Origin of the sequence: Gelidibacter salicanalis (assembly GCF_007997285.1) — a bacterium.
GTDB lineage: Bacteria > Bacteroidota > Bacteroidia > Flavobacteriales > Flavobacteriaceae > Gelidibacter > Gelidibacter salicanalis.
Window position 1 is genome coordinate 59,669 of record NZ_VORX01000010.1, and the last position, 25,013, is coordinate 84,681.

At 37.6% G+C, this 25,013-nt stretch carries 22 protein-coding genes; 11 read left to right on the forward strand and 11 right to left on the reverse strand.

Features of this window, described 5'->3' with window-relative positions; all coding sequences use genetic code 11:
- Positions 1-1,317 (forward strand): DEAD/DEAH box helicase, encoded by a 1,317-nt coding sequence (locus tag ES711_RS15325; RefSeq protein WP_146894188.1) that lies wholly within the window; start codon positions 1-3, stop codon positions 1,315-1,317.
- 13 nt (positions 1,318-1,330) lie between these two features.
- Here the strand turns inward: ES711_RS15325 and ES711_RS15330 are convergent, their stop codons facing one another.
- The 5 genes from ES711_RS15330 to ES711_RS15350 form a co-directional block, all read right to left on the reverse strand.
- Complete coding sequence (locus ES711_RS15330; RefSeq protein ID WP_146894189.1) at positions 1,331-2,071, reverse strand: acyl-CoA desaturase; 741 nt, start codon at positions 2,069-2,071, stop codon at positions 1,331-1,333.
- Between the two features lie 66 nt (positions 2,072-2,137).
- Positions 2,138-2,707 carry a Crp/Fnr family transcriptional regulator gene (locus ES711_RS15335; RefSeq protein ID WP_146894190.1) on the reverse strand — a complete coding sequence of 190 codons (570 nt, stop codon included), beginning with the start codon at positions 2,705-2,707 and terminating at the stop codon, positions 2,138-2,140.
- A 206-nt stretch (positions 2,708-2,913) separates the two neighbouring features.
- Positions 2,914-5,142, reverse strand: a complete 2,229-nt coding sequence (locus ES711_RS15340) for a nitric-oxide reductase large subunit (RefSeq protein WP_146894191.1) — start codon at positions 5,140-5,142, stop codon at positions 2,914-2,916.
- A 19-nt stretch (positions 5,143-5,161) separates the two neighbouring features.
- A complete protein-coding gene (locus tag ES711_RS15345) occupies positions 5,162-5,500 on the reverse strand; it encodes a cupin domain-containing protein (RefSeq protein ID WP_146894192.1) in 339 nt (112 codons plus the stop codon).
- 67 nt (positions 5,501-5,567) lie between these two features.
- Entirely contained in the window at positions 5,568-6,002 is a 435-nt protein-coding gene (locus tag ES711_RS15350; protein WP_146894193.1) for an RrF2 family transcriptional regulator, read from the reverse strand.
- 190 nt (positions 6,003-6,192) lie between these two features.
- Here ES711_RS15350 and ES711_RS16395 point away from each other — a divergent pair, with 190 nt between their 5' ends.
- The 3 genes from ES711_RS16395 to ES711_RS16405 all read left to right on the forward strand — a co-directional run bounded on the left by ES711_RS16395 (position 6,193) and on the right by ES711_RS16405 (position 7,793).
- Positions 6,193-6,432 (forward strand): hypothetical protein, encoded by a 240-nt coding sequence (locus ES711_RS16395; protein ID WP_211363115.1) that lies wholly within the window; start codon positions 6,193-6,195, stop codon positions 6,430-6,432.
- Positions 6,432-6,785 (forward strand): sodium:solute symporter family transporter, encoded by a 354-nt coding sequence (locus ES711_RS16400; protein WP_211363118.1) that lies wholly within the window; start codon positions 6,432-6,434, stop codon positions 6,783-6,785. The genes ES711_RS16395 and ES711_RS16400 overlap by 1 nt, the downstream gene beginning before the upstream one ends.
- Before the next feature lie 87 nt (positions 6,786-6,872).
- Positions 6,873-7,793 carry a DUF421 domain-containing protein gene (locus tag ES711_RS16405; protein ID WP_211363120.1) on the forward strand — a complete coding sequence of 307 codons (921 nt, stop codon included), beginning with the start codon at positions 6,873-6,875 and terminating at the stop codon, positions 7,791-7,793.
- Between the two features lie 132 nt (positions 7,794-7,925).
- Here the strand turns inward: ES711_RS16405 and ES711_RS15360 are convergent, their stop codons facing one another.
- Positions 7,926-8,669, reverse strand: a complete 744-nt coding sequence (locus ES711_RS15360) for an arylesterase (RefSeq protein ID WP_146894194.1) — start codon at positions 8,667-8,669, stop codon at positions 7,926-7,928.
- A 25-nt stretch (positions 8,670-8,694) separates the two neighbouring features.
- Between ES711_RS15360 and ES711_RS15365 the strand changes: the two genes are divergently transcribed.
- From ES711_RS15365 to ES711_RS15385, 4 genes are all read left to right on the forward strand, one after another.
- The gene (locus ES711_RS15365) at positions 8,695-9,384 is read left to right on the forward strand and encodes an ABC transporter ATP-binding protein (protein WP_146894195.1); all 690 of its coding nucleotides are present in this window, start codon (positions 8,695-8,697) and stop codon (positions 9,382-9,384) included.
- 47 nt (positions 9,385-9,431) lie between these two features.
- Entirely contained in the window at positions 9,432-11,927 is a 2,496-nt protein-coding gene (locus tag ES711_RS15370) for an ABC transporter permease (protein WP_146894221.1), read from the forward strand.
- Positions 11,928-12,697: 770 nt separating this feature from the next.
- Positions 12,698-14,542 (forward strand): helix-turn-helix domain-containing protein, encoded by a 1,845-nt coding sequence (locus ES711_RS15380; RefSeq protein WP_146894197.1) that lies wholly within the window; start codon positions 12,698-12,700, stop codon positions 14,540-14,542.
- An 86-nt stretch (positions 14,543-14,628) separates the two neighbouring features.
- Complete coding sequence (locus ES711_RS15385) at positions 14,629-15,573, forward strand: hypothetical protein (protein ID WP_146894198.1); 945 nt, start codon at positions 14,629-14,631, stop codon at positions 15,571-15,573.
- Between the two features lie 5 nt (positions 15,574-15,578).
- Here the strand turns inward: ES711_RS15385 and ES711_RS15390 are convergent, their stop codons facing one another.
- The 5 genes from ES711_RS15390 to ES711_RS15410 all read right to left on the reverse strand — a co-directional run bounded on the left by ES711_RS15390 (position 15,579) and on the right by ES711_RS15410 (position 20,600).
- Positions 15,579-16,268 carry a 2'-5' RNA ligase family protein gene (locus ES711_RS15390; protein ID WP_170245286.1) on the reverse strand — a complete coding sequence of 230 codons (690 nt, stop codon included), beginning with the start codon at positions 16,266-16,268 and terminating at the stop codon, positions 15,579-15,581.
- 106 nt (positions 16,269-16,374) lie between these two features.
- Entirely contained in the window at positions 16,375-17,550 is a 1,176-nt protein-coding gene (locus ES711_RS15395) for an ABC transporter permease (RefSeq protein WP_146894200.1), read from the reverse strand.
- 6 nt (positions 17,551-17,556) lie between these two features.
- Complete coding sequence (locus ES711_RS15400; protein WP_146894201.1) at positions 17,557-18,513, reverse strand: HlyD family secretion protein; 957 nt, start codon at positions 18,511-18,513, stop codon at positions 17,557-17,559.
- Positions 18,514-18,532: 19 nt separating this feature from the next.
- Positions 18,533-19,906: a TolC family protein gene (locus ES711_RS15405; protein WP_246139217.1), complete on the reverse strand. Its 1,374-nt coding sequence runs from the start codon at positions 19,904-19,906 to the stop codon at positions 18,533-18,535.
- 136 nt (positions 19,907-20,042) lie between these two features.
- Positions 20,043-20,600: a Crp/Fnr family transcriptional regulator gene (locus tag ES711_RS15410; protein ID WP_146894202.1), complete on the reverse strand. Its 558-nt coding sequence runs from the start codon at positions 20,598-20,600 to the stop codon at positions 20,043-20,045.
- Between the two features lie 481 nt (positions 20,601-21,081).
- Between ES711_RS15410 and ES711_RS15415 the strand changes: the two genes are divergently transcribed.
- From ES711_RS15415 to ES711_RS15425, 3 genes are all read left to right on the forward strand, one after another.
- Positions 21,082-21,999 carry a leishmanolysin-related zinc metalloendopeptidase gene (locus ES711_RS15415; protein ID WP_170245287.1) on the forward strand — a complete coding sequence of 306 codons (918 nt, stop codon included), beginning with the start codon at positions 21,082-21,084 and terminating at the stop codon, positions 21,997-21,999.
- A 249-nt stretch (positions 22,000-22,248) separates the two neighbouring features.
- Positions 22,249-23,334: a nickel-binding protein gene (locus ES711_RS15420; RefSeq protein WP_146894204.1), complete on the forward strand. Its 1,086-nt coding sequence runs from the start codon at positions 22,249-22,251 to the stop codon at positions 23,332-23,334.
- Between the two features lie 290 nt (positions 23,335-23,624).
- Positions 23,625-24,815 (forward strand): CynX/NimT family MFS transporter, encoded by a 1,191-nt coding sequence (locus ES711_RS15425; protein WP_146894205.1) that lies wholly within the window; start codon positions 23,625-23,627, stop codon positions 24,813-24,815.
- The last annotated feature ends 198 nt before the right edge of the window (positions 24,816-25,013 follow it).

The following is a 25,013-nucleotide window of genomic DNA, read 5'->3' on the forward strand; positions in this document are numbered from 1 at the left end:
ATGGCCAATACTATAAAAGATCAACAGGATATTTTAGATAAGTTGAATATCCAAACCTTGCATCCCATGCAGGAGGAAGCCATTTCCGTAATAGCCGAACAGACCAATACCATCTTATTATCACCAACAGGTACGGGTAAAACCCTGGCCTTTTTATTACCTTTATTGGATGTTTTAGACCCAACGAATCCTGACGTTCAGGCGCTTATAATTGTGCCGTCTCGCGAACTTGCCATTCAAATTGAGCAGGTAGCCCGTAATATGGGCTCCGGATTTAAAATTAACGCGGTTTACGGTGGACGACCAATGTCCAAGGATAAAATTGAACTGAAGCACACTCCGGCGGTGTTGATTGGTACTCCCGGGCGGATTCTGGATCATTTTGATGCGGATCGTTTCTCGAAAAAAAGTATTAAAACCCTAATTTTGGATGAGTTTGATAAATCATTGGAAGATGGGTTTGAAGATGAAATGAAGCGCATCATTGGCCAATTGCCAAGTATTAATAAACGGATTCTAACCAGTGCTACACAATTGGAGAAAATACCTGGGTTTGTAAGATTGGATAAACCATATGTAGTGGACTACCTTACGGTTAAACGAAAATCCACTTTAGCAATTAAGACTGTGGTGTCTCAAAAACCGAATAAACTGCCAACTTTATTGGAGTTGTTGCAACATATTGGTAATGAGCAAGGGATCATCTTTTGTAATTTACGGGAGAATATCGATCGATTGAGTCACTTTTTGAAGCGTAACAAAATCAGTCATTCCACTTTTTCTGGAGGCATGGAGCAGCAAGACCGTGAACGCTCTTTAATAACTTTCAGAAACGGCACGAGTCAAATATTGTTAGCCACTGATTTGGCCTCTAGAGGTATCGACATTCCGGAGCTTAACTTTATAATTCATTATGAATTGCCAAAGCATAAGGAGGAATTCATCCATAGGAATGGAAGAACGGCGAGAGTCAATTCTAAAGGTACTGCCTATATCTTAAAAGGTAGCGATGAAACCTTACCCGATTTCATCAAAGATTCACAAGGTGTAAACATTTCTAAAAAAGCGCCAAATACGCCGCCGCAATGGGAAACGCTATTTATCTCAGGCGGACGTAAAGATAAAATTTCCAAAGGTGATATTGTTGGACTTTTTATGAAGCAAGGAGGTCTTACTCAAGAGCAGTTGGGCACCATAGAACTGAAGCAGGATTGCGCATTTATCGCCGTCCCGCTTAAAGAATCCAAACGCATTGTCACTCTTTTGGACAATACCCGTTTAAAGAAGAAAAAAGTAAGAATAAGAGTATTGGATTAATAATCAGAAATTATCACTTCTTGATTCTAACCGGTTTTAGTTGAATAAGGCCTACGGCATCCAAAACTCTAATCACTAAATACGTCATATCAATTTCATACCATTTCACGCCAAAGTTAGCTCTACTGGCGTGTCTGTGGTGGTTGTTATGATAGCCTTCACCCATCATCAAGAAATCAAAACGAAATAGGTTTTTACTGGTATTTTTCATCTTATAATTGGCGTACCCATAAATATGACCGAACCAATTGATGATCACCCCATGGATAGGTGCCATTAAAAAGGTAATGGGCAATAAAAGCCATTGCCACCATGCGGTTGCGAAAAACACGAATACTAAAATATAAATGCCTATCCAAAGTAATCTGGAAAAACGAGATCCTGCAAATTTATCAAAAGCAGCCCATTGCGGTACATTCTTGGTGAATTTCTGATCTACTTCTACACGCTGATCGTTGATATCTTGATAAATGGTTTTAGTCTTCCACATCATGGCGAATAAATTATCGTCGTAAGAAGGGGAGTGTGGGTCTTTTTCAGTATCCGTATAGGCGTGGTGCATGCGGTGCATGATGCCATAACCATAAGCACTCAAATAACTTGAGCCTTGAAAAATCCAAGTCAATACAAAAGTTACACGTTCCATGCTCTTAGACATCGTAAACACTTGATGTGCAGCATAACGATGAAGAAAGAAAGACTGAAAAAACAAGCCTCCGTACCAAAGAACTAAAACGAAAATTACAATAACCATAATATTTTTTTACAAAGATAAACTGATAGTTTGTGCGAAACAATGAACCTAGGTCAAGTAATACGTCTATAAACGCTTTCTGATTCTGCTAAGTGCTTGAGCAGTAATGCCAATATAAGAGCTGATATATTTCAAGGGTACCTCTTTTAATAGTTCTGGGCGTTCTTTAAACAGTTTTATGTAGCGTTCTTCGGCCGTAAGATTCAATAAATGTTGTTCGCGTTTAGATTTTATCAAAAATAGACGCTCAGCAGTCAATCGGCCAATAAGATTCCCTATTTGCGTGGTTTTATAAACCGCCTGCAAATCGTCGTAAGTGATGCTTAACAACGTTGTCTCAGTAAGCGCTTGCAATTCATAGGCTGATGGGGTTTGCGTTAAAAAGGAATCATAAGCACTGACAAACTGATCTTTAAAACTAAAACCGAAAGTGATTTCCTTTTCTGGATTTTCCTTTGGAATATATAAACGGACCACCCCTGATTCAATAAATGAAATGTAATTTTCAATCTGATTGGCCTGTAAAAAAACGCCTTTCTTTGGTATCACGCGCCGGTGCAATTTGGAAGTGAAAAAATCCCAGTCTACGTTAGAGATGGTTGCAATTTGATCGAGATAGCTTCTAATTTGGTTCACGGGTTTCTTTTGTAGGTTTAAGATCACTGCAAAGATAAGGATTTGGAGTTGGTTTTGCAATCCTCCGCGGACCCATCTAAGACTCATCTCTAGCAATAAAAATTACTTTCGGGCAGCAGAACATAAGGGGTTGTTTTTAAGTTCTTTTTAAAAAAAAAGAGGTCAGCATATCCTGCTGACCTCTCAATTAAAATAAAAACGATGAATTACTGTCCAACTTTTTTTCGTCGGTAGTTATAGAGTGTTTCATCTATTGTAAACCAACAGAAATAAAAGATTCCGACAGAGAAGATGACATCGCCAATCATACGCAACCATTTTAGGGTTTGAACGACGGGAGAATATAATAAGTCCGCATCTCTGGCAAATGAGTAGCCTTTGGTAATAGAGGTATACGCCTGTATGATACCAATAGGCAATAAGCTAAAAATAACCATCGCCGTCAATCCGATATTCAATAACCAGAACGCCCGTTTCAACTTTGTATTTTGCCACACCCGGTCAGAATAAAAGCGGAGGCATATAATGATAAAGCCCATTCCCAACATCCCATATACGCCAAATAAAGCGGTGTGGGCGTGTACTGCTGTGGTGTTTAAACCTTGAATATAGTATAGTGCGATGGGTGGATTGATTAAAAATCCGAAGACCCCGGCACCGATAAAATTCCAAAAGGCAACGGCAATAAAGAAAAAGATAGGCCATTTGTACTTTTGAATCCAATCTTTGCTTTTTAAAAGGTTCCAGTTTTCTCTGATTTCAAAGCCCATTAAGGTTAAAGGGACAACTTCCAACGCGCTAAAAGTAGCTCCAAGAGCAATAGCTTGAACGGGAGTTCCTGAGTAATATAAATGGTGTAAGGTTCCTATAATTCCTCCAGCTAAAAATATGGCTGCAGATGCCACAGAGACGCGCCCCGCAGTTTTTGTAGAAATAACCTTCATTCGAGAAAAAATAAAGGCGATAACCACAGTTGCAAAAACTTCAAAGAAGCCTTCCACCCATAGGTGTACCAGCCACCATCTCCAGTAATTAATCACGGGTAAGCTACTGTTTTCTCCATACATCAAACCTGAAAAGAAGAATAAACCTATAGCTACCACAGAAACTAATAAAATAATGATCAGATCTTTTGATTCGTCTTTCTTATTTATAGCGTACATCAAATGTCTGCCCACCATAATAACCCACAATACTAAGCCTATGGCCAAGAAATACTGCCAGAAACGCCCCAAATCCATATACTCATAGCCTTGGTGCCCAAAGAAAAAGTTGGTGGTTAAATCTAAGAATTGATGCACACCAAGCCATTCGCCCATCATAGAGCCTAACACAATAATAATTAGGGCAAAGAACAGGAAGTTGATACCAAATACTTGGTATTTCATTTCTTTCCCAGAAATCATAGGAGCTAAAAACAGTCCCGTGGCAAGCCAAGTGGCGGCAATCCAAAAAATAGCCAATTGCGTATGCCAAGTTCTGGTAATTGAATAGGGTAAATATTGCGATAACTCAAATCCGAAAAACGCCTGACCTTCTACGGTGTAATGGACGGTAAGCGCTCCTAAAACCACTTGCAGTGCAATCAATAATGAGATGACAATAAAGTATTTTAAAACCGCCTTTTGAGAACCTACCAATTGTAATTTTGAAAGCGGGTCAGAATTTGGTTTTTCTAAGATCTCACCCTTTTCATGGTTTCTCAAATAGTAGTAGGTTAGAATTCCTATAAATAGTAGGAGCAGAACAATTGATAAGCCTGACCAAATGAGAGAGTCATCAGTGATCAAATTATCAATTAAAGGTTCATGGGGCCAGTTTGAAGTATAGGTATACTCTTTTTCTGGACGATTGGTACTTGCCGCCCAAGAGGTCCAAAACAAAAAGGCATTTAGCTGCCCTAATTTTACGGGATCAGTTAACGCGCCTTTCGGAATGGCATACTGCTCATGACCGTCAGAAAATATAGAACTATAATGGTTAATGTTGGCTGAAATGGCATCCCAGCGGATTTGTGAAATGCTGATGGTTTGGGTGTCTGCGTCAAAAGTGTTTGTTTTGACATCCTTAATCAGACGTGCCTTAAGAGCAGCTTTCTTTTCCACATCAAGGTCGTCATAGGCGGTGTTATAATCCGTTTGTGCCCAATGCTCCAGCATGTAGACGGCTTCTTTGTGTATCCAATCTGCGGTCCAATCAGGTGCCACATAACTTCCGTGGCCCCAAATGGAACCTACTTCCATGCCGCCAATAGATTCCCATACATTTTGCCCGATTTGAATATCGGCTTTGGTATAGACCACAGTATTGGTTTCTTTAATGACAACGTGTTCAGGAATTGGAGGCTGGGTTTGATAAACCTCGGTGCCGATCCATATCAGCACAATAAATGACAATACAACAACGCTAATAAAAGCGATCCAAATTTTTCTCATGGTTTCTGGTTGGTTGGGGTTAGTCTACAATTTTATTTACACGGTCCACGCTATCATTTTTTGACAGCGATAAAAGGATAATGGCGTCTTCAGTACAGTATAAATCGTGAGGGACATTTGCCTCTAAGGCGATGAGATCTCCTTTTTTAAGTTTTCGGGTTTCACCGTGGACGCCAAAATCGATTTTCCCGTCAAAAAGGGAAACTACAATGGCGTTGGGCGCTTTGTGTTCTTTCATCAGTTGTCCTTTGCGCATAAGTATTCTGATTTCTTTAGAGTGATCACTCTCCAGCATGACGCTGATGGCAGGTTTGTCGGTTTTGTAAATAAGGTGTTCAGTAATTGAAGCTGTTTTCATAAAATAATGTAAGTGAATTGTTAATTAATATAAAAAGGTCTATTTATCCTTTATTGATGTAAATGTGTTATCTTTTTAAATGGAAACGGTCTAAATTCATCTCGTTGACCAACATGATTAAGGTGGTGTTTTGCAGCATTGCTTGGAGTTCCTCTTTAATGGCCACAAATTTGAAGTGGAGGGGGCAAGGTTTTTTATCATTGCACTGCTTCAATCCTAAGCCACAATTGGTATAAATGGAATCTCCATCTAAGACGCTTACAACGGCTTCAAGCGTAAGGTTTTTCATGGCTTCTGGTGCCATAAAAAAGCCGCCTTTTGGCCCTTTGCTAGAATCAATGAGGTTGTTTTTGACTAATTGCTGCAAAATTTTAGCTGTAAATGCCGGAGGTGAATCCACCGCTTGAGAAATCGAAGTTAAGCTGGCTTTATGCCCCAGATGTGATTGTTGTGCAATAAAAATTACTGCTCTTAATCCGTACTCACAAGACTTTGAAAACATAGAGGTGATTTAGCCCACAAAAGTATAGGAAAATTCAATAAAGGACAATTTTATCCTATATTAAATTAACAAAAAAACCGGCTGATATTTAGGGTGCTGAATGCTAATAATTTAGAAACAAATTAATTTTATTGACAACAGTGTCTTCAATTTTCCTGCATGGGTGGTGGGCTTATCTTAAGCGGCATCCATGACCAGTGAAGCAACCTTTATCATCAATCCAGGATTTATAGCCCTCTACGGTGTTTCTGGGGTCATTTCATTTGCTTTAGTATTACCCATTGCGGCATTTATCTCTTTAATTGTGTTTACCAAAGGCTTCGTCAAACAGAAAAAAGTGGTAAAGGCCACAACCATGGCACAATGGATTGGAAAGCGCTATAAAAGTATAACTACGCTATTTTCTTCGCATTTGTTGCGCTGCTGTTGATGACCCTTATCGTATTAATTAATATTGGGCTCACCCAGGTCATTTTAAAATCGCTTAATGCAGAACCGTTTTATGTATTGATGGGCATAACCACGTTTATTTTTGGATATATGATATTTGGTGGTGCAAATTCTGTGGTTTACACTAATACCATTCAAGCCATAATTATGTGTATTGTGGCCATTATCTTAATTGGGTCCAGTGCCGATTTTTTTACGGATGGTATTAAAGGTTTTATGCAGAAACATAATGCCATAGATCCTAATTTGATCAAACCCACCAATCCGTCAAGTTTCTTATTTGTGATTACTTTGAAATTATCGTCACCCAAATTGTTATTGGTGTCGCTATAGTCTGTCAGCCGCATATCATCACCCAAATCCTTATTATTAAAAGATTCGACAATAGTAAACACCTATTTAATTAGTGGTATTTCTTTTATGATTATTTTCTTTATAGTGGTGATTGTTGGACGATTTGCCCGAATAAGTTTTCCTGATTTCACCGTGAACGGAACAACCTTAAAAATGGATGAAATTATTCCAACCTATGTTGTGACCAAATTCTCTGTAGGTATCGGGTTGGTAATTGTGGTTGGACTGATTTCTGCAGGATTATCCACTGTTCTGTTATTTAGTATATGTTTTGAGACATATATCAAATTCAAAAAATTCTCCTCTTTTTTCAAAGGAGGAGTGGCTTCTGCTTCGGCAGGGAAGCAGAAGACCAGGTGGTTTTTTAATGGATTCCCAATTGATGTTCACGTTACTAATTTTCGTAATTTGTCAGTCTCTAAATCAGATGTTATGGATCAAGTGACTTCTTTCGATTGGACAAGAATATTTGTAGGGGAACAACCCTTATTCTTCTTGGCCGAACTGTTTTTACGCGTGGTGGTCATTTATATAATGGCCTTGCTTTTATTGCGACTGGCGGGGAAACGTTCCCGTCAACAGCTCACCACCCTCGAGCTGTTGTTGGTGATTGCTTTAGGTTCCGCCGTGGGCGATGTGATGTTTTATCCGAGCGTAGCAATCATCTATACAATTATCGTCATGTTGACGATTTTGATTCTGCAGCTCCTCATTGAAAAGCTAAAAACAAGATTCCCACGATTTGACAAATTCGTCGATTCAAAACCGACTTTGATCATTCAGGATGGCCAATTTATAGAAGAAAGCTTAAAATCAGAAAACCTCACCAAAGCAGAAATTTACAGTTCGCTTCGCCTGGAAGGCATTCGCAATATGGGCGAAGTAGAATATGCCTATTTAGAAATACCCGGACAAATCAGTGTCTTCAAATTTGAAAAAGGCCAAGAACGAGACGGCTATGTTTTAGTGCCGTACCAAGAAGAATAAAATGAACATTAGAAATTCATGAACCAAAAATTCTCCTCCTTTTAAGGAGGAGTGTCTTCTGCTTCGGAAAAGAAGCAGAAGACGAGGTGGTTTTTCTAAGTCAAATCATACCTCAATCCTCACCCCTCAAACCTATCTCACCAAAGGCTCCAAAGTATCCCAAACCGTTTCTGCCAAAATTTTATGGCCTTCCACATTCGGGTGAATGCCATCGCCTAGATTTAGAGCGGCAATTCCTCCAACATCCTTTAGTATAAATGGAATAAATTCTAAGTTATTTTTTTCGGCAAGATCCGCATACAATTCTCTAAATCCAGTGGTATATTCTTTACCCATATTTGGAGGTAATTCCATCCCTGCAAGAATAATAGTCGTCTCTGGGCTTTTAGTTTTTACCACATCAATAATCGACTGTAGATTAGCACGAGTTTCTGACAAAGCCACACCACGTAAACCATCGTTGGCACCTAATTCTAATAAAAAGATATCAATAGGTTGTTTGATCACCCAGTCGATTCTGCTTTTTCCACCAGCAGTCGTTTCGCCGCTGACGCCTGAGTTGACTACCGTATAATTTAAATCTAAAGAATCAATTTTTTGTTGTACCAAAGCCGGATAAGCTTCTGTAGTATCATCCAATCCATAACCTGCCGTAATACTATCTCCAAAACATAAAATAGTTTTAGTCGCCGTTACTGGCGTTTTTGCTTCTTCAACTTGGGTTTCGGTTTGATCAATATTTGTGTTTTTTTTTGCGTCAGAATCGCCACAGGAAAACAACAAAAGAGGTAATATAAAATAACAAAACTTTATGAGTTTATGCCCGCTGGACGTTGGTAGATGTAATTGCAATTGATTATTTTGAGCCTCGAACATAAATCGCTATTTAAATTAAAATTAAATGTCAAAGATATTAAAGATTACCGGGTTGGAAAAAACATATACCAGTGGTAACAAACAATTAACGGTCTTACACGACATCTCTTTTGATGTTGAGAAGGGCCAAACCTTTTCTATTGTCGGACCTTCAGGCAGCGGTAAGACGACCTTGTTAGGAATTTGTGCTGGTTTAGACCAACCTAATGCTGGTAATGTAGAGTTGTGTGGACAAGTCTTAAATAGCTTAAACGAAGACCAACGCGCACAATTGCGGAATAAAAACGTCGGATTTATTTTTCAGAATTTTCAGTTGTTACCAACCCTAACAGCCCTCGAAAATGTAAGTGTGCCTTTAGAATTGCAGGGCACGAAAGATGCCACAGAAAAAAGTAAAACCTTGTTGGAAAAAGTTGGACTAGGCGATCGGGTGCACCATTATCCGTCGCAACTCTCGGGTGGCGAACAGCAGCGTGTGGCCCTTGCCCGCGCGTTTGCAAATTCACCATCAATTTTATTCGCTGATGAACCTACGGGGAATTTAGATGAAGAAACCGGAGAGAAGGTCATTCAGTTGTTATTTGACCTCAACAAAGAAAATGGCACCACCTTGGTGATCATTACGCACGATTTAGAATTGGCCAACCGAACCCAACAAATCCTAAAACTTAAAGGCGGTAAAATAGTAACCAATCAACTGACTTCTGCACTGTGAACAATTCCAATAACAACACTTCCTTACAATTGCCTTGGCTTTTTAAAATGGCCTGGCGAGATGCCAAAGCTAGTAAAGTGCGCTTGCTCTTATTTATGGCGTCCATTATTTTGGGCATTGCCGCCGTGGTATCCATACAATTATTCAGCACCAATTTAAAAGATAATATTCAGCGTCAATCAAAAAGTTTGATGGGGGCTGATTTTATCATTGATTCTCGACAAGAACCTACTGTACGTGCACAGTCCATTATCGATTCCTTACAGCCTGATGCTTCTGAAGTCAAGTTTGTATCGATGATTGCATTCCCCAAAAATGGTGGCACTAAATTGGTACAGGTGCGTGGTCTTGAAGGTGGTTTTCCCTTTTATGGGAGCCTCGATACAGAGCCTTCTGCTGTTTCCGGAACCTACCAGGAATCTGGTGGCGTGCTAGTGGATGCCACATTGATGTTGCAGTTTAAGGTTAAGCCTGGAGATTCCATCAAAATTGGAGAATTGACACTTCCAATTGCCGGTGCATTAAAATCTATTCCGGGAAGTTCTGCGTTTTCGAGTTCTGTAGCACCGCCAGTGGTGGTGCCGTATCGATTTATAGAGGCCACTCAATTACTGCAATTTGGAAGCCGAAAAGAATATCAATATTATTATAAAGTTTCGGATACCGTTAATCTCAAACAACTTCAAGATCAATTAGAACCGCAACTCGATTTGGAGAATGCCGATTTAGACACGCATACCAGCACGACAAACAGATTGGGACAACGATATGATAACGTGGGCAAGTTCTTGAATCTAGCTGCGTTTATTGCCTTATTATTAGGGTGTATAGGTATTGCCAGCTCCGTACATATTTATATTAAAGAGAAATTACGCGCTATCGCAGTTTTAAAATGTATGGGCGCATCCCGACTTCAAAGTTTTCTGATTTTCTTGATCCAAATTGCGGGCATCGGGATTGTTGGCGGACTGGTGGGTTCACTGATTGGTGTGGGACTTCAACAATTATTTCCGTATCTCCTTAAAGACTTTTTACCGTTTACGCTGGTCATCAGTATTACGCCAGCACCTATTTTAATAGGTGTGTTCTTAGGGCTTTTCATGTCTATTTTATTTGCGCTGTTGCCCTTATTGCGCACGTGGTATGTATCGCCATTAGATGTGCTGCGCGTGGATGAAAAGGCATCTCAAGAACCTACTAAAATTCGACTTCTTGTATTTGGAGCCATATTGGTCTTCTTGTATTTATTTTCATTCTGGCTGATCAAAGAGCCTCTTTATGCCTTGGCATTTGTGGCCGGTACCGTGATTACGTTTATTATTTTGGCCGGGGTTGCCTTAGGATTTATCAAAACCGTGAAACGCTTTTTTCCTAAACATTGGAACTTCACCGCGCGCCAAAGTCTGCTGAATCTGTTCCGCCCCAACAATCAAACCGTAGTTTTAGTGGTAGCGATCGGCTTGGGAACATTTTTAATCAGCACCTTGTATTTTACTAAAGATATTCTTCTGTCTAAAACAGAAGTAGGGCAGACTTCAGAAAATGCCAATATCATTGTTTTAGATGTGCAACCGCCGCAATTGGATTCGGTAGCTCAAACTATTACGGCTAATAGCTTAACGGTTCTTAATAACATTCCGTTGGTGACGATGCGGATGCACAGCATAAATGGAACTTTGGTGAATGAGTTACGCCAAGATACCACCCGCCAAATCCGTGGTTGGGTCTTAAACCATGAATTTAGAACGACTTATCGTGATGAATTGACCGAATCTGAAGAAGTGGTAGAAGGCGAGTGGGTTTCCCAAATTAATGCCAATGATCCAATAGCCATTTCCATTTCAGATAATTTAGCCGACGATGCCAAACTAAGCGTAGGCGATCCGGTGGTGTTTAATGTACAAGGCGTATTGATGGAGACCACCGTTGGCAGTATTCGTAAAGTAGATTGGGCACAAATGCAACTCAATTTTACCATCGTTTTTCCTGCTGGCGTTTTGGAACAGGCACCACAATTTAATGTTTTAACCACTTCAGTACCTGACGATGCTAGCTCGGCAGCGCTGCAACAGAATTTGGTGTCCAATTTCCCCAACGTCACCATCATTGATTTGCGCCAAGTCTATACTCTTGTGGAGGATATTTTAGATCAGGTATCGTGGGTGATCAACTTTATGGCGTTTTTCAGTATTATAACCGGAATTATTGTCTTGATTGGCTCCGTAAGAACCAGCAAATACCAACGGATTAAAGAAAGTGTGTTGCTCCGCACACTGGGTGCGAAAAATTCACAGATCTTACAAATTTCAGCTTTTGAATATGTGTTTTTAGGATTGTTGGGAAGTTTAGTAGGAATTATCCTTGCCCTGATCAGCAGTTTGTGTTTGGCACTTTTCGTATTTAAAGAACCGTTTATACCTTCACTTGTTCCATTTATAGTGTTTCTGCCAGGTATTACCCTTTTGGTAGTGGCCATTGGCTTAAGCAACATTCAATCCGTGTTGAGAAGTTCACCGTTAGAGGTATTGCGGCGTGAAACATAAACGGTTTAACTATAAAAATCTAACCGTTTCGAGGTCATCGGGACGGTTTTTTTATGTTACGGCCGGAATTAATCGGCTATAATTTAATTCGGATTCACTAATTTATTCCGTAAATTGAGTGCTAATCATTTATTCATAACAAATGCTAATCATACTATATTCATTACTCATTCAATTACCACAAGGGACTCGAAACCCAGATGATAACAGCCCTATGGATTTTTCCAACCCTTTTGATCTCATCGTCTATATCATTCTGCCCATTTTGTTGATTATCTTTTACATATTATGGAGAAGGAGCAAAAGACGCCCTAAAGACTAGTATTAATTCACTATCAACCCTTTATATGTTACAGAATGTTATAATGAAATGCGTAATTTACGCTTCAGAAGAGCATAAATGATGCAACAAATGATTCATGATTTAAAAAATAATGGAGCTTATCGATAAGCTTGACGAATGGAAAAATGGATTCACTCTTAGGTCTTTAATATTGTTTCAATATTCTAGATTCTAAGGAATAATAATATCTGGAAATTTATATTCATTTAAAATGGAAATAGATAGTTATAGACATCAAATGATCAGGATAGCAAACTATTTATACATTTTTAACAAATTTATTACAATCTATCCCTAATAATATTATGTTTGTAAGATTCTCCCTAATAAAATAGCTTCCAATTGTTTGGAATGCAATACGATAATCTGCCCATATACTTGGGTACAAATTGTCATGTGAAATTTATTAATCTTAACAAGAATAAATATGAAATTAGAAAAAATATTAGACAAGTTGGGTTCACTGGAAAAGAACTCCTTTATTAAGATAATCGATAATATAATTTCTAAAAATCCGCAGAATTCAATTGAGATAGATAAGATTTTAAGTTCATCAGACAAAGGACTTAAATCGGTTGATAGTCGAAATGTGTCTAATATCTTCGCTTTAATTTCATCAGAATTTACGGAATATTTGAAATGTGAATTTCAAGAAACTAACTCACAATTAGACATTTTGATCGATATCATAATTCGAGATGGTAATTGTTTAATGAGACAAGATTGGTTTTCTAGATTATATGAAAAGGAAATCAAGAATTTAAAATTAAAAATTAAAACACTCAATACTGAATTGTTGAATGAAAAATCAGAACTCAGCGAATCAAGGAAAAGAGATTATAGAATATACAAAGCCTGTTTGTCAACAGCGTATAATAATGATATTGCAAACAACCGAGACGCAAAAATAACGGCTGATGAGCATTCAATTATTTTAACGTTATCAAAACAACTAGGTCTTTCTCAAGAAGATGTTAAACTCATCAAATATTCTATTCTACCTATTAAAAAAGAAGAGATTCAAGATGTCATTACGAATTTAAAAAACTTGGGAGTTATTTTTTATTCTAAAAAAGAAAATACAATTTATGTTGCTGATGAAATAGTTAGATTATTAAGAAAGGTGAGAGAAAAGGAAATTGCAGAAAAATTCTATAGACGTACTTTAAAGTTGTTACGCGACCCAATCATTAATCAAATTGCCAAAGAACATAATATTGATAGAAAATTACCGACGTCAGTAAAAATTGAAGAAATTATTGATCAGGGAGTTTCGTTTACTGACTTGCTCACCTATGGGATCTATAAGGAAGGAACAAATTTAACTGAAAAGAAAAAGACTCTAAATGAACTATGTGAGAAAGGTTTAAATATTCCTAACCTTAAGGGCAGTACTCTAGAAGATAAAATTCAGAGTTTAATAGAGTATTTTGATAATATCGAAAAAGATGAGAAAGTTGGTATTTCAATTGATGGATTCGATAAGATGCTCTCCGAACTAAATCAATCCTTACCAAAACTTAACAAAGAACTTAAAGAACAATTCGAACTCAATGACGAATATGTTTTAAGTGCAGATTATTTATTGGATTATAATATAAAACCTAGAGATATTTTAGATTTAATAACTAAACCAGATATGTCTAAATTCATCCTAGATAATGGAATTAAACAACGAGGAGACGCTATTTTAAATATTCTAGATCATTATAAAGATGTAGAGAATTTATATCTTGAAAACTATGCTAATGTTGGGTATCGAAACTTAAACCTTTTAAAAGAAAACGGAATATCGGTCAAAGAAAGCGAGTTAGGATTAAAATTTGAGGAACTCACAAAAATTATTTTTAAAGGACTTGGTTTTAATGTAGATGATAAATTTAAAAATAAATTAAACACTCAAAAGGATATGATTGATATACTCCTTAATCTAGGTAATGATGAAATTATAATTGTGGAATGTAAGACAAGTAAAGAAAGAGGTTATAATAAGTTTAGCACTGTATCAAGACAATTAAAATCATATCAAAATCTTGCACTTAAAAATAACTTAAGAATTGCAAAAATGCTTTTGGTATCGCCAGAGTTCAGCGATGACTTTATATATGACTGTGAAATGGATACTGAAATGAATTTATCGCTTATTACAGCCTCAACATTGTCTAAAATATTTGAATCCTTCAAAATGTCAAAATATCAAGAATTCCCTCATGTACTGTTTAGGGATATAGTTATAAATGAAGAACGGATTATTAAAGCATTAACGAAATAGCCTTTTGGTGCGCTACTTATCTTTTATCTATTTAAAAATACACGTATCTTTAACATTCCTATAGAAGCTAAAATCCCAATAAATTTATGAAGTATGTGCTGTCCTTATTTTTTGTCGTCTTATTATTTGGCTGCAAAGAAGTGAATTCTAATGACGAAAATAAACTACGAAAATTTGTAGAACAATGGAATGAGTCGCATACTCTATTAAAATCACCTTACTTAGCGCCCAATTACATGAATGTGGTTTCTTATTACGGGAAGCAACGTACCAGAGCGCAAGTGATGCAGGACAAAAAGATGCTGTTTGAACAATTTCCTGACTATACCCAAAGCATTTTAAACGATGACATTGAAGTAACGGAAGAGTCAGGAATATATTTGGTTACCTTTACTACTCACGTGAGCTATAACGGAATAGAAGCTGATTACGATTCTTATCTATCCGTAACCATCAAAAATGGCGATTTCAGAATTCTACGTGAAGGTGTGGCTGAAACGGTTAACGATTTAGATGCGCCAATTTTTCCGAAAGCACGAGAAAACAATCGCATTATTGCTAATAAAAGGCAACTTTTTGGCGATTTTAATGGTGATGGATTATCTGATTATGCCACGGTCATTTCTCCAGAATTAATCGCATCAAAAACGACAGAAGGTCAAAATAGCGATGCAATAAAATGCAAAGGCGGGTGTGATAGCATTATCGTTTTTAGCAGTGCTGATTTAGAAAACATCACTATAAAAGGGGCGTACAAGTCAGAGCTAGATAACCTCAAAGATCTAAATAGAGATGGTGCTGATGAGATTGGTTTTTGGGATATTAAACCGACTTCTAAGACGTTATACGTGTTTAATCCAACCAACGGTGCATTACTTACTGAACCCATTTTTATCAACACCACAGTGCATAAAGGCTTAAAGCTTATTGACGTTTTCAAGAAATCAGGCGTCAATAAAATTACGGTTACCCGCAGTGTGGAGCAAGATGGGAAATGGGCTCTGAAGAGTCAAATCATTATGTTGGATTAACCGATTTAGTTTGATTCCCAAAGTAATTTTCTTGCCGTTCCATAGTTCCCTAAATGATACAGTGCCAAAGTAGGAGCTTTAAAATTAGTAGGATGGAATTTATGAGTTTCTAAACTGTCTAAAACGGAAGTATCTGCTACACCCAAACTAATGTGCGGATTATAATTTTCATAGCTGTGATGACTAATGAATTTCGGTACATAGGCGATGGTGAAATCATCAATAGGCGTCCCATCTTCATTTTGCACATACGATTCTTGCGTCCCGTTGCTCACACTAAACGGTTCTAATACTTTAATCACCTGGTCGTGTAGCCGCATTAGCGCTTCGCTTTTTTCAATTCCCATGGAAGCGAAACTTTCTTCTTTTTCCTTATTATATTGGAGTGTATCTACCAAAAAGGTCTCATTTTCTATAGTTTTATAAAGTCCGACCAGCACTTTTTCTATTTCTGGCAAATCACTTTCATTTACATAAGCTTGCATGATGGTGATGTGGGGAATATGTTGCGCGTCTAAAGTAAAATTATCAGGATTGTTTTGTAGCACCGATTTGTTCAGTTCAACCGCTTGAGTATACACATCTTGAGGAAGCGTGAGTAGTACATCAATAGCGATGACATGTTCTTGCTTTTGTTTACAGGCATGAGTGAGGGTCAGACTTATAAAGGGTATGATCAGGTACTTTAACTTCATATTAAAACGTAAATTAATGTTTTCAAAAGTAACCAAAATGTGAGACATTCCCTTTTTTACACAGCATTGCCAGTTTGTCCTCTAGGTAGATTTCAAGACAATGGACTTAAGCATCTAAAACCACTGCGTCTTTTTTCGCCGTTTTATTTATCTTGAATTGCAGCAAAAACACCATCGCGATAAACGCCACTCCAAAAATGAGTACTAGCATGGTAATTTCCGAAGATACGGATGCAAAATCACCTCTATAAAACGCGATTTTTCGAAATGCACTCAAAAATTGCGTCACCGGAATAAATTGGGCTACGCTAGCAATCACTTCTGGAATTGCTGCCGTTGGCCAGGTAAATCCGCTTAATATAAATGCAGGCGTAGAGATAACCATCAATAATTCGGTAGCTTTTAACTGACTAGGGATGGCAATAGAAAATAACATTCCGATAGCCATAGAAGCCAAGGTCAGTAAGATCGTTAAGACCAACATCGGGAAGTTGAAAATATCGGCGGTGATCCTAAAATATGGAAAAAACGAACCGACGATGGCCCAAATAAAAGGTAACATAATTAAAAACGGCGTGGCTTTTAGGAAAATTAGGTATAACGACGACTTGTGATTTTTTATTAAATCACCAAAATAGCCATCTTCAAAATCTCTCGAAAACGCCAAGGCCATTGCTAAAAATATAATTTGTTGCATGATAGCAGCCAAAATCCCTGGCAACATAAACGTCACATAGTTTCCGGTGGAGTTATAGAGTTTATTAAAATTGATTTTAAAACTTTCGTATGATGTTTTAGCCTGGTCAGGATGCATGCCTTGTTTTTTAAGCCCTTCAATTTCAATTCCCGCATTCATCGTCATCAACACGGTATTGATATGATTGCTTGCTGTGTTGGCGTTAACGATGTTGGCCATGTTTAAATCTACACGGATTTCAGGGTGCTTCTTTTGTAGCACATTCTTTTCAAAATCGGTAGGAAAGGTAATGACCGCCGCGTACTGCTCAGTAGGCATTTCGGCAACGATATTCCCAGAAGTTGGGCGCACATCTTTTACAAACAATCCTTCATTAGCGATAAACGCATCAATAATCTGATCGGTTACCGGACTGCGATCTTGATCAACAATAACAATCGGTAAATCTTTCACCTTGGCCTGTTGGTAAACAAATCCGAACAAAATGCCATACCCAATTGGGGCCCCGAAAAAGATAGCCATCAATACGCTATTTGAAAAAATACGCTTGAATTCTACCTTAAGTAAGCTTTTAAAATCTTTCATGGGTTCCTATTTGATAAGAATGGTTGCGTTGGTATAAAACTTTTGTTTAGACACATCAGATGTTGGCACCACTTTTAACTCATAAATAGATTCAGATAAGTTATATAAAGGCGCCGTGCTGGTAATATCAGCATACTGTGCCATTTGTTTAATGGCGACAATTTTAGCGCTTGTCTCATCTTTTGTATAGGGATTCACTAAGGTCAATTCCTGACCCAATTTGAAGTCGTAGATTTTAGATTCCGGAATGGTAAATCTAAAATACAGACTGTTGGTTTTATAGCCATTGAACATGGTATAGCCTGGCGTTAATAATTCGCCTTCCTCTAAACTGATGGTCTCAACAGTCATATCTGCTGGAGCAATCATATACTGCTCGTCAGAGGCTGACAATACTTCTTCCTTAGCGCCAACGGCACGGTCCAATTGACCTTGGGCTTGGGCGATTTGTTCTGAACGCGCTCCTTTTCTGACCTCATCACGCTTGGCTTCTAAAGCTTTTACTTGCGCTTTAGCCATATTGAGTTTCATACGTACCTCATCAAATTGTTGTTGGCTCACCAGCGAATCCTGATACATGTTTTGCAACCTGTTATACGACTCTTGGGCAAACTCCAATTGCGCTTTTCCAGAGTTTAATTGGCCTTCAATTTGGTTTAACTGTTCAGTTGTGGCACCGTTAGATGCAAGGTTTAACTGACCTTTGGCTGCGGTTATTGCGCCTTCGGCCTGCATGAGTTTGGCTTTGACTTCAGGGGTATTCATCAATGCTAGAGTATCACCTTTTTTGACGGTTTGGCCTTCTTCAACATAAATTTTTTCAATCCGTCCTCCAATTTTACTGCTAACAGCTATGGTTTCAAATTTTACTTTCCCACGGTTAGAAGTGATTTTATCGTTTTTACAAGCGTTTAAAGAGAGTAGGGCAAAGGCGCCTAAAAGTATGTGTGTATTTATTTTCATGTCTTAAATTGTTGTCGGTTTAGTAAGTGAGGATACCTTTAGCGTGTAACAAATCAGCTACAGCACGGCGTTCATTAAAATTCGATTCTTGTAGTTTGAAATTGGCTTTTTCAACATCATTCAATGCATCCAGCACATCATTGATGGACGCTAAATTGTTTTTATACTGCTTATTAATCATTTCATAAGTGTCATTCGCCAATTCTATTTCTTTCTGCACAATTGTGGTGTTTTGCAGTGCCGCCTGATAGGTTAATTCTGCTTTTGTAATACTCAACGCAATCATCTCTTCAGCATCTTCTATTTGGTCACGGTATCTTTGACTTTCCAAAAGTGTTTTCTTGCTGTTCAATCGCGATTGGTTCCCATCAAAAAGCGTCCATCGCACACCTGCGCCAATAAACCACTTAGGATCTAAAAGCGATAAATCGTCTTCAATAAATTCATAATGACCTTTTACCGCAATTTTCGGAATAAAACTGCTTTTCTCCATTTTGGCTTTGTATAAGGTCGCTTTTTCAGCTTCTTCTAAAGCCTTAATTTCGTTGCGCTTTTCAGCGTTAGCAGCTTCTGAAACTGCAAAGGATTGCAATTCCGGATCTAACAATCTCAAATTTTCTTTAGTTTCACCCGTTAACTGATGTAGAAGTTCAATCAGTAAAATGTTATTATGTTCAAATTCTAATTGCTTGCCAGCCAATTGCTGTTGTGCCAATTCAATTTTTTTTCTGCTGATTGGTGTTGCTAGGCCATTTTCTATCGCTTTTTTCACATAAAACACCTGTTCATTTAAGTAGTCTTCAGATGCCGACAGCACTTTTTTAGAGGCTTTTACCAAGGCTAATTTGTCATAAGCTTCAATGATTTGTAAAGCGACTTTATCTTTTTCGGCCAACCCAACATAGTTTAGGGACGATTCTTTATGTTGACTTGCTTTTAGGGCGTTTGTAGCTTCGAATCCGCTAAACAATACCCAGTCTAAATCGACCGACGATTTTAAAATGTTTTTATTTTGTAGATTGGGAACCTCCGTTAAAGGAACATTTTCAGGAAAGGGTGTATTAAACGGAATACCGATAGCATCCTTTATGACCAACTTTTGAGTGCCAATTAGTAAATTTTGCGTGTTTTCATCAAATGTAATGTCGTCATTTAGCCTGGTGTAACTCCCATTAAGAGTGATTTTTGGCAAGAAAACAGATTTCGCCAATTGCTGATCTACTTGCGCTTGCGCGGCATCAATTCGGTTGGAATTAAGCTTATGATTCTTATTGATGCCTTTCTGAATCAATTCTTGCAGCACAGGATCTAATTGCTGTGCAGATAGAGACATTGGCACTGCGATTGCCACGACCATCAAAAATAGTTTTAAGACACTTTTTTTTAAATTCATTAGATAATGGTTTTAAATACTAGGCAAATTTACGTATCACTATATTGATTTCCTTTGACCTATATCAAAAAAGGGGTAGTTAGGTTTGAGTTTTTAGGTTTGAGGAGGATTTTAAAAGGGTGGTTATCATTTTGGTTTACTTACGGATGCGGCTTAAGGTTTCTTGGGTCATTCCCAAATAAGAAGCAATATACCCAAGCGGCACTTGATGGGCAATATCAGGGAACTCAGCCAGCATGTAATCATAGCGTTCTTTGGCGGTTTGAAATTGGATGGCATTGAGTTTATTCACAATTTTGGTGAGCATTTCAGTAGTCACCAAACGTCCTAGTTTTTCCATTTTATGGTACTTCGCAAAGAGTTGGTCCATGTCTTCTTTTGAAATACTAAATACCACAGAGTCCACTAAAACTTCCAGATTGTACAAACTTGGGGTTTGTTGAAAAAAACTATCGGCACTGGTCATAAATTTTCCAACCCCAAAAAACCATTGGGTAATTTCCTTTCCATTTTCTTTTGTATAGAAACTTCTGCCCATACCTTGTTCCATAAAATACAAGGTTTTACAAATAGCACCTTGATGGACGAGAATCTGATTTTTGGGAACTGATTCTTTTTTAAAATGACCTTGGATGTCATTTAATTCGTTTTGTGTAAAAGGTACTATGGAGCTTAAAAATTCAACTATACTCATGTGTGTTGGTAGTATTATTGTTGTTATTATCGGTCAGCGACAAGATAAGTAAAATTATTAGTGTAAATTTTCGGTACATTCAAAATAATAGAGTATAGACTCTAATTGGGTGAGCTATAGTGTTGGGAAATTCAAAAATATAGTGTCGTTTTTAGCAATCTTTTACTCTCAAGTTTTATGTGCAGATCAAATTACTAGGGATTAGAAAAGATTGGCATCGACAAGGTTTTAAAGGCAGTATTTCTATAGTAAAAAACAAAAGTGATAAAATTTAACAAATATGTTATTAATTACGTAAATATTATTGTAAAATGTAATCTTATATTAGTTATTTTAGAAGACTATCAAATCAAATTATTTTTTAATAACAATTAATCAATCCATGTTTATGAAACACGCATTAAGAAAAAATTATCGAGGGCTTGTTGCGCTCGGTTTAATGTCCTCCGTTTTTTTATTTCCCTCATGTTCCAACTCGACTATGGATTCAGAACTTGATCTAACTGAGAGCCAGGTATTAACCTTGATTCCAGATCCTAGTGAACTTTTGGTTGTAAATGGATTTGGGCCAAACTACAAGGGAGAAGCAAATGGAAGTCCTGAGGATAGAGGACGCTTTGATATCACATTGAGATATCTAACACCAACAACAGAAAGACAACGCGAAGTTTTTGCTCAAGCTGTTGCGCGTTGGGAGCGCATAATCATTGCTGATGTGCCTTCCTTTACAGGGACACTTCCGTCAGCTTTTGGTGGCGTACCGCCCATAGAGGGAACCATCGATGATATCATTATTGAAGTTGCACTTGTCAATATTGACGGACGAGGTGGAATTCTTGGATCCGCTGGACCAAGATATGTACGTAACAGTGATAATTTGACCTTATCTGGAGTAATGCAGTTTGATGTGGCTGATTTAGCATTTTTAGATGAGATAGATTTATTTGAAGAAGTGATAGTTCACGAAATGGGACATGTTTTGGGCGTAGGTACACTTTGGAATTTCAGAAGATCTTTAAGAGCAGGTCCTGCAAGCAATCCATATTTTACAGGCGACAAAGCCAACGTTTTCTGGAACGCAGAAGGCGGCAAATTTGAATTGCCTATTGAAAATAGTGGTGGTCCTGGTACTGCAGGAGGTCACTGGCGTGAATCTATTTTAAGAAACGAATTGATGACAGGTTATCTTAATTTAGGAGAAAATCCACTAAGTAGAATAACCGCAGGTTCTATGAGAGATCTTGGCTATGGTTCTTCGTCTGTGGGTGAATCATATGAATTGCCACGTGGTACCAAAGGCGTTGAAGTTAATGAATCTGGAACACCAGGTAACCAAGGTCTGAATATAGCGGAAATGGAAGTGATCCTTATGCCTATTGGTATCGCTATCGATAATTAAATGTATTAAATTTTTAAGAATACCTTTGAAATCGATACACACGTGTTCGAATTTGAGGTAAATTTTATAGGAGAGCTCACCATTAATGGTGGGCTTTTTTTTATAGTTTAAGTTAAAAGCAATTAAGCATTTGTAAGTAGATTTTTTTTAAAGTACACCTAATTATAATAAAGTACAGCTGGAAAACCGTCTGCTAAATCGCCACATTTTAAATTAATTACTGTATCTTGTAGTCTCATTATCAATACTATGCCTTTATTTATGGATTTGCATGAACTTCCTGAAGGTGTTTCGGCACAACACGTGGCTGAAATGCATCAGGCAGATTTGAATATAGAGCATAAATTTAATTGTAGAGGGCTCACCTATTGGTGTGATGAAAAACGAAAAACAGCATTTTGTTTAATTGATGCGCCCGATGAGCAAGCGGTAATTAATTTACACAAAAACGCACATGGTGCCGTTCCGATGCGAATTATTCAAGTGAACGATACGATAGTGGAATCTTTCTTAGGTCGGATTGAAGATCCTGAAAAATCGAAAGATGTGAGTTTAAACATTATTAACGAGCCCGCATTTAGGTCTATTATGGTGGTGAAGTTAAATCGGAAAAACTTAATTCCAACCGATGCTAATTTATTAAAAACTGCCATTAAAAATTGCTCACGCACTATAAAAAGAATCACGACAAGCTGCAATGGCCGAATTGTGAAACATAAGGCAGACAGTTTTTTAATCTCCTTTAAATCGGTGACTGATGCCATAACTTGTGGCATCAAAATTCAAGAATTATACACAGCCATTAATCCTAATCTGGAATTGAAAATTGGGATCAGCGCTGGCATTCCGGTAACCGACAAGCAAGCAATATTTGAAGACACCATTAAAACTTCTGATTATTTAAGTGATATAGCTAAAGGTAATTTTTCAATCACGAGAGCCCTAAAAGATCTTTATGAAGGGGAGAATCAAAATTCGCCAATCCCAAATGGTAATGCGCTTCATGTTGTAAATACGTCGGAAGAAACTTTTATAAACCAATTGATGGCATATACAGAAGCTGTTTGGTCGCAACCTTCTACAAATGTGCAGGATTTCGAACAGTGTCTTGGGTATAGTAAATCTAAATTTTACAGAACAATTGTTGACGTTGTCGGCAAATCTCCCAACTTATTTTTGAGAGATTATCGTTTAAATAAAGCACTACAACTATTAAGAAAACAACGCGGCAATATCTCAGAAATTGCGTATCAAACAGGATTTAGTTCGCCTGCATATTTTTCAAAGTGTTTCTACAAAAAATACGGAATTCTTCCTTCAAACCTTTGCTGTTAATTTTTCAGCCCATAGCTAAAGTAAATACGGTTAGTTTAAACTAGAGAAAACCTTTTAATTATGTTTCTTGTTTATAACTACAATCTCTCGATCTTCTAGAAACAAAAGCCTAATTTTGTAATCTTTTTGTTAGCATGTCCTTTTGCACTTCAATCCGATAATGGAAAGTAAAGCTTCACATTGTGTAGCTGCATTCTTTTTAAAAGGATTGAATTACCATTGGGAATTTTAATAACAAATGCTAATCATAAAAAACTGGGACATTTATATGTCCTTTATTTTTGATGGATATGGGAACACAAGATTCAAACGGATTAAACAAAGCTTCACGAACGCTATTGCTAGTGGGGGTTTTGTTTGTAGCTATCAATTTACGACCAGCACTTTCAAGTATTGGTCCTTTGGTGGATATGATTCGTGCTGATGTTGGGCTTTCTGAAACGTTATTAGGATTGCTCACCACCTTACCATTGATAGCTTTCGGTATTGTTTCTACAATTACGCCGTTATTTACCAAGCGTTTTGGTATTGGGAACACCCTATTAGCTGCTTTAATTTTACTGACCTTGGGCATCATAATTCGTTCCTCAGTTGGCATTTTTGGGTTGTATTTAGGTACTATAATGTTGGGGATAGCCATTGCATTTGGAAACGTATTGATTCCTGCGTTAATAAAGAGAAACTTTCCTCACAAAGCCGGCTTTGTAACAAGTTTATACTCCGGTATTATGTCGCTTGGAGCCGCTATTGCTGCAGGATTGAGTTTTCCTTTAGCTGTTGAGTTCAATTTAGGTTGGCGTGGCTCTTTAAGTGTTTGGGCGGTTTTGGCGGTTATTGCCTTAATTATTTGGATTCCTAATATCAAACGTATCAATCGTACGGTGCCAAGTAGAAGTTTCAAAGAAGCCATGAAGAAACTGAGTGGTTCTATGTTGGTTTGGAAAATGGCACTCTACATGGGGCTTCAGTCGTGGGCATTTTATGTGATTTTAGCGTGGTTGCCAGCAATCTTGATTGATCGGGGTTTTGATGCTTCGTATGCAGGTTGGATGCTTTCCTTATCACAAGCCACAGGAATTATCGGTGCCATTGCAATTCCTGTATGGGCCGGCTCTAGAAAGGATCAGCGTTTAATTATTGTTTCTTTAATTATCATTGAAGTTATTGCATTAATCGGATTAATGATACCCGAACTTGGAATGGTTGAACTTTGGGTTGGCCTGATTGGAATGGTACTTGGGGGCACATTCGGATTAGCACTATTGCTCATTGTCCTAAGATCTAAAGATGCCGAAACTGCTGCTGAACTTTCAGGAATTGTGCAATCTATCGGATACTTAATAGCAGCAACAGGACCGTTTATCGTCGGTTTAATTTATGACCTGACTGACACTTGGAATTATGCTTTAGCTTTATTAGTGGCCGTATCAGTTATTAAACTCATTATGGGAATTGATGTTGGTAAAGATAGAAAGGTATAGGCATCACCATTTTTACAATTGAACCGTAAATCAATTTCTTCACGGACGTCAATTTTCTATTTAGTCAGCTACTCAACAACATTTCAAAATTTTGATGTGTTATCTCCTTTGTTTTAACTTTTTTTTTCTCTCGCGGATTGTAAGATCATCTTGGTCTAAAAGTCTTTTAATTTGGTCAATATGTTGATTTGAAGACGG